This is a genomic window from Nocardioides oceani (assembly GCF_030412965.1).
Taxonomy (GTDB): domain Bacteria; phylum Actinomycetota; class Actinomycetes; order Propionibacteriales; family Nocardioidaceae; genus Nocardioides; species Nocardioides oceani.
The window spans coordinates 1-5142 of the sequence record NZ_JAUHJQ010000034.1; the positions used below are offsets into that span (position 1 = coordinate 1).

Genomic DNA, 5142 nt, shown 5'->3' on the forward strand with positions numbered 1-5142 from the left:
ACAACCACGAACGCCGGCACAGCTCGGCGGGCATGATGAGCCCGGTCAACTACGAGGACACAGCGGCCCCCGACCGGGAAGCCGCATAGAGAAGCCCTCCACGATTCGGGGGGAACCACACCTAGCTGACCAGGCTTCGCAGCCTGGTTGCCTGTCAGTCGAACCGGACCCCGCACGCGTTCGCTCATACGCGAACGAGTGCGCCGTCAACCTCTGTACGGGGCGGAGGGGTAGCCGGTGTCGAAGTGCATGTAGTCGGGCACATCGATGTTCTGCCAGATCCACTTGGCTTCGGTGAAGAGATCCCAGACAAGCCCGCCCTTGTAGATGACGCCGGGTCCGGGCGTGCGGGCCTTCGTTCGGGCTGTGGGGAGCCAGCAGTCACAACGCAGATCGAGCCATGGGTTCTCGCGGGGGTTGATGTCGATCGCTCGACCGTTCGCGTGCGGCGACTCCGTCACTGGAGCGTTGATCTGGTCGAGGCGGCGGCAGTTGTACGCCGAGGTGTTGTCGTCTCGCAGACTCGCGTTGGTGTCTCCGTCGTACTCCTCGACGGGCCTCATCTTGCGGATAGGGAACTTCTCGTCGAAGAGGCGCGTGAAGATGTCAGCGACGACCGCCGCCACATCCTTGTTGACCACCAGCACTCCACGCGCAACGCTTCCATCGAACCGCCAATGATTGACCTCCACCCGTCGCAAGCCCTCCCGGGTGGCTGGGCAACCCGGTCGCCATGCCCCGACCGCTTCGATCCGGTCCCACTGCTCCACTGACACCGGTTTGATCTGGGCGTCAGCGGTCGGCTCCGGCTCAACTGTCGCTTCCTGGCTTCCACCTGCTTGCGCCCCTAAGTCTTTCCGCGGCTCAGGAACACATGCCGCCGCTAGCAGAGTCAGAACCGTCGCAACGACGATGCTCAAAAGGGCGGCGCGCACTCGGCGGGCCATCAGAAGGTTCACGAAACGCTTTCCTCTCGGCGTGCGTCGAGGTTCTGAGGAGACAACCGGTCAGCGCTTGCAGATGCTTTCGAGGTGCCTGACAAGATCGGGCGCGAGAAGCTGGTCAGGTGCTGACCGTCGCGGGTGGTGCGGGCACTTGTAACCGTCCAGCCGGTGGAGTGGTAATACGCGGCGCCCTGACCGTCGGTCTCCGTCACCAGGACGATCGACGTACATCCCGCCAGCGCTGCGGCTGTTTCGAGTCGCTCGATCAAGCAAGACGCGATGCCCTGCCCCTGGAACTGCGGCAGAACGACGAGATGGTTCAAGACGGCGACCTTCTCGTTGTCCGCATCAACAAGTACCGCTGTCCGCGGCGACGTGAGTTTCCTGGCATAAAGCAGGGCGCGGGTCCGCAGGAACGTCGCGACTAGCGACGGGTGTCGGATCAGGCCCAAGGCGCCCTCGACGGCCAGTGCGGACCGGTGCCACCTCAGGATGTGCTGCCGGTGATCCTGAGGAGAAATGGTTCCCACCATGTATCCGGCGCGGACTCCGTCTGCGGTGGCTGCAACGGCGATGGCGTCGTCGCTGGTGCAGTAGGTCAAGTAGTAGCGAGTGAGGAACCGGCCGCCCAGGCGGGCAAAGAACCCTCGAGGGAAGTACTGCTGGTGCTGTTCGACGACGAATGGCAGATCTACGGACTGGATTCGACGGTATGTGATGCGGTCATCTGGTGCGGGCACGGGGCCTCCTGGTGATCTACGAAGCTAGATAGTAGACCACCAGGAGTGGCGCCGTGCCCTAACGCGCGGTCGGCGCAGCTACCGCTCGCCATCAGCGGCCGTGCTCGGCAGCCGACGAGGTGCGTGTGGATGTCACGCTCAAGGTGCTGGCGAAGTTCTGCACAAGCGCCGCCGAAGGCGCCGGGGTTGCGCGCCAACGCCAGCGACGCCCGCCGCCTTGCCAATCTGATCAACGAATCCCTGGACCTCCAGCGCGTGTGCGTTCGGCCGCTGGCGCTTTTGACCCCACTTGCCGATGTGTGCTCTGACCTGCACAGATGCGCAATAACCCGCCGTGTCGGCTCCAGATCATCTTGACGTTTTCGGCTCGGATCAGCCGGCTTGTGCTGGCGTTTTCGGGACATAAGCGCGGCGTGACTCGAATCGCAGTCGGCCCGGAGGATGAGCCACGATTCGTGCCTGTTCGTGCCCAACTAGGATCGGCGGCATGCGGGACCTCCGAGCACCGGCCGGGACACGCGGCGCGCGCTACGCGCTGGCCGCCGTGGCCGTCGCGCTGTTCGGTCTTCTGTCGATGCATGGTTGGGGATCTCACACCGGAGCCCACACCATGGGTGCAACATCCCCGAGTGCGAATGTCATGATCGCCGCAAGCGGCCCCCTCAGTCATGACCACTCCGGGCCAGCGGCCAGTGAGCCGGATACCTCCGAACCGATCGTCGCGGGTCATCCAGTGGGAATGAGCTCTGAGGAGCCCATCGGCGAGAACGGTGCGGGGCTTCTTGGCCACTGCGCAGCCGTGCTGGCCGGCCTGGTGCTCGGGATCGCACTCCTGCTGGTGCGTCGGGGTGTCCGCATCCCCCGGACCCTGCTGCCGGCATGGCAGCCCCGACTGTTCATCGGGCGTGACCGGGACCCGCCCAGCCTCGGCATGCTCTGTGTGATCCGCTGCTGACAGGCATTCGCCACGAGGCGCCCACGTTTGGGCGGCTCGTGGTTTCGCCTGCCCAGACACCTGATCACACAGATGGAGAAACACTCATGCGCAAGTCGCTGATCACCGCCGTTGTGGCGGCCTCGCTGTTCACCCTTGCCGCCTGCAGCAACGACGACGACACTGACACCGCGGCCAGCCATAACGAGGCCGACGTCACCTTCGCCCAGGAGATGATCCCCCACCACCAGCAGGCCATCGAGATGGCCGACCTCGCCGAGTCACGAGCTGAAAGCCAGGAGGTCAAGGACCTCGCCACCGACATCGAGGCAGCCCAAGGCCCCGAGATCGAGACACTGACCGGCTGGTTGGAGTCATGGGGCGAGGACGTCCCGGATGAGGGCATGTCGGGCATGGATCACGGCGACATGTCCTCCGACGACATGGGCGGAATGATGACCGAGGACGAGATGGCCGACCTCGAGTCGGCGTCCGGCGCGGAGTTCGACCAGATGTTTCTCACCATGATGATCGAGCACCACGAGGGTGCGATCGAGATGGCGAAGACCGAGCAGTCCGAGGGCGAGTTCCCCGAGGCTGTCGACATGGCCAAGGAGATCGAGACGACACAGGCGGAGGAGATCCAGACGATGCAGGACCTGCTGAAGTCCTGATCTCGTCCCTGGTGCCGGGCAGGACGGAGCTACTCCGCCAGCCCGGCGCCATCCTTACCTCGGAGCCGCCCTATGTACCGACCCCATGTCGCCCTCACAGCCGTCCTCCTCGGTGCAGCTCTGCTCTCAGGCGCCTGCGCCAAGGACACCCCGGCATCAACACCGCCAGTGGATGAGGACACGAGCGTCGGCCACATCCACGGTCTCGGCGTCGATCCGGCCGACGACAGCCTCTACGTCGCCACCCACTTCGGCCTCTTCCACGTCGACGAGAGCGGCCGGCCGAGCCGCGTCGCAGACCGGTATCAGGACACGATGGCGTTCACAGTCGTCGGCCCTGGCCACTTCCTGGGAAGCGGGCACCCGGACCTCCGCGAGGACCTGCCCGCCCACCTGGGCCTGATCGAATCCACCGACGCCGGAGGGACCTGGACCCCCCTCGCCCTCCAGGGTGAGGCGGACTTCCACATCCTCGAGCCCGCCGGCGACGCCCTCTACGCATACGACGCCACGTCCGGAAGCCTGCTGCGCACCGAGGACCGGAGGACATTCGACGAGACATACCGAGGTCCGCTGATCAGCGTTGCGGCGGTGGATGACAACGACTCGCTGATCGCGACCAACGCCAACGGCCAGCTCGTCAGCATCAACACCAGGTCCGGCGAGACCCGTCAGCTCGGCGGCCCGAACATGATGTACCTCGACACCACTCCCGACGGGAGCCTGGCGGGTGTCGACCCCGACGGCGTCGTTCGGGTCAGCACCGACACCGGTCGAACCTGGCGCGAGGTCGGATCGATCGATGGCCAGCCGGCCGCGTTCACCATCAGTGCCCAGCGCTGGTTCGCCGCGACCGAGACCACCGTCTACCAGTCCACTGATGGCGGCGACACCTGGTCCCGCGTGCTGTGACGGTGCAGGGACGATGAGTAGGCGCAAAGCCACGCATCGACGAGCGGGTTCCCATCGCGCGCCACGTCGGCGTGCCACGGCAGCGCTCACCGGCCTGGCGGTGCTGGCGACGACTGCCGCCGTGGCTGTACCCGTCGCGTTTCTCATCCCCCGCCCGACGGACACCGAAGACGCGGGCGGCCGCACTGCAATTGCCGCATCTCCTTCCGCTGAACAGGCTGTCAGGCGCGAGCGGACCGACGGCGAGGTGGAGGTCCGTCGAGATCGTGACCCAGATCCGAGTGGGCCCCCCTCCCCCGCCACTCGTATTCCGGAGCGCGGCGCAGGCACCTTTGAAGTCGCCGCCGCCGCGCCGCGCGGCTCGCAGAACGGGGTGACGTACCGGGTCGAGGTCGAGCAGGGCCTGCCCTTCAACACGGCGGATGTGGCGCGGCTGGTCGAAGAGACCCTGTCTGATGGGCGCGGCTGGGCGACGCGACACACGCTCGTCCGCGTCGATGGCCATGCCGACCTCCGGATCGTCCTGGCCACCCCAGAGACGGCCGATGAACTCTGCGCACCGCTCGACACGGGCGGTCGGCTGTCGTGCCGCAACGGCGGGGACGTCGTCCTCAATGCCTGGCGCTGGCAGTTCGGCGCATACGGATACGCCGGTGACCTGCGGGCATACCGGCGCTACGTCGTCAACCACGAGACTGGCCACGCCCTGGGCTATCCCCACGTTGGGTGTCCCGGTTCGGGAAGGCTCGCGCCAGTGATGTTGCAGCAGACCAAGGGCTTGGCCGGTTGTCGGCCGAACCCGTGGCCGTCGCGGGTAGGGTCAAGTCCCGTGGAGTGGTGTAGCGCTGCGATCTCCTTCGTGATGGGTCAGGCGGTCAGCGCGGGCAGTTGATCAGCTCCGATCTCGGTGTTGGTGTCGGGGACGAGGTTGACGCGGC

At 66.1% G+C, this 5142-nt stretch carries 6 protein-coding genes; 4 read left to right on the top strand and 2 right to left on the bottom strand.

The window, feature by feature from the left end:
• Positions 1-206: 206 nt before the first annotated feature.
• Together QWY28_RS23040 and QWY28_RS23045 are read right to left on the bottom strand one after the other, a co-directional pair.
• Positions 207-959 carry a M15 family metallopeptidase gene (locus QWY28_RS23040; protein WP_300955263.1) on the bottom strand — a complete coding sequence of 251 codons (753 nt, stop codon included), beginning with the start codon at positions 957-959 and terminating at the stop codon, positions 207-209.
• Positions 956-1684 (bottom strand): GNAT family N-acetyltransferase, encoded by a 729-nt coding sequence (locus QWY28_RS23045; RefSeq protein WP_300955264.1) that lies wholly within the window; start codon positions 1682-1684, stop codon positions 956-958. Before QWY28_RS23045 ends, QWY28_RS23040 begins: the two co-directional genes overlap by 4 nt.
• Before the next feature lie 487 nt (positions 1685-2171).
• Here QWY28_RS23045 and QWY28_RS23050 point away from each other — a divergent pair, with 487 nt between their 5' ends.
• From QWY28_RS23050 to QWY28_RS23065, 4 genes are all read left to right on the top strand, one after another.
• Positions 2172-2639, top strand: coding sequence for a DUF6153 family protein (locus tag QWY28_RS23050; RefSeq protein WP_300955265.1), 468 nt, complete (start codon positions 2172-2174; stop codon positions 2637-2639).
• Positions 2640-2725: 86 nt separating this feature from the next.
• The gene (locus tag QWY28_RS23055) at positions 2726-3292 is read left to right on the top strand and encodes a DUF305 domain-containing protein (protein ID WP_179530463.1); all 567 of its coding nucleotides are present in this window, start codon (positions 2726-2728) and stop codon (positions 3290-3292) included.
• Between the two features lie 72 nt (positions 3293-3364).
• A complete protein-coding gene (locus QWY28_RS23060) occupies positions 3365-4204 on the top strand; it encodes a F510_1955 family glycosylhydrolase (protein ID WP_300955266.1) in 840 nt (279 codons plus the stop codon).
• A 121-nt stretch (positions 4205-4325) separates the two neighbouring features.
• Positions 4326-5096, top strand: coding sequence for a DUF3152 domain-containing protein (locus QWY28_RS23065; RefSeq protein ID WP_300955267.1), 771 nt, complete (start codon positions 4326-4328; stop codon positions 5094-5096).
• Positions 5097-5142 lie beyond the last annotated feature (46 nt).

Coding starts and splice junctions, on each gene's coding strand:
- QWY28_RS23050 (WP_300955265.1), top strand. CDS start 2,172: ATGCGGGACCTCCGAGCACCGGCCGGGACACGCGGCGCGCGCTACGCG.
- QWY28_RS23055 (WP_179530463.1), top strand. CDS start 2,726: ATGCGCAAGTCGCTGATCACCGCCGTTGTGGCGGCCTCGCTGTTCACC.
- QWY28_RS23060 (WP_300955266.1), top strand. CDS start 3,365: ATGTACCGACCCCATGTCGCCCTCACAGCCGTCCTCCTCGGTGCAGCT.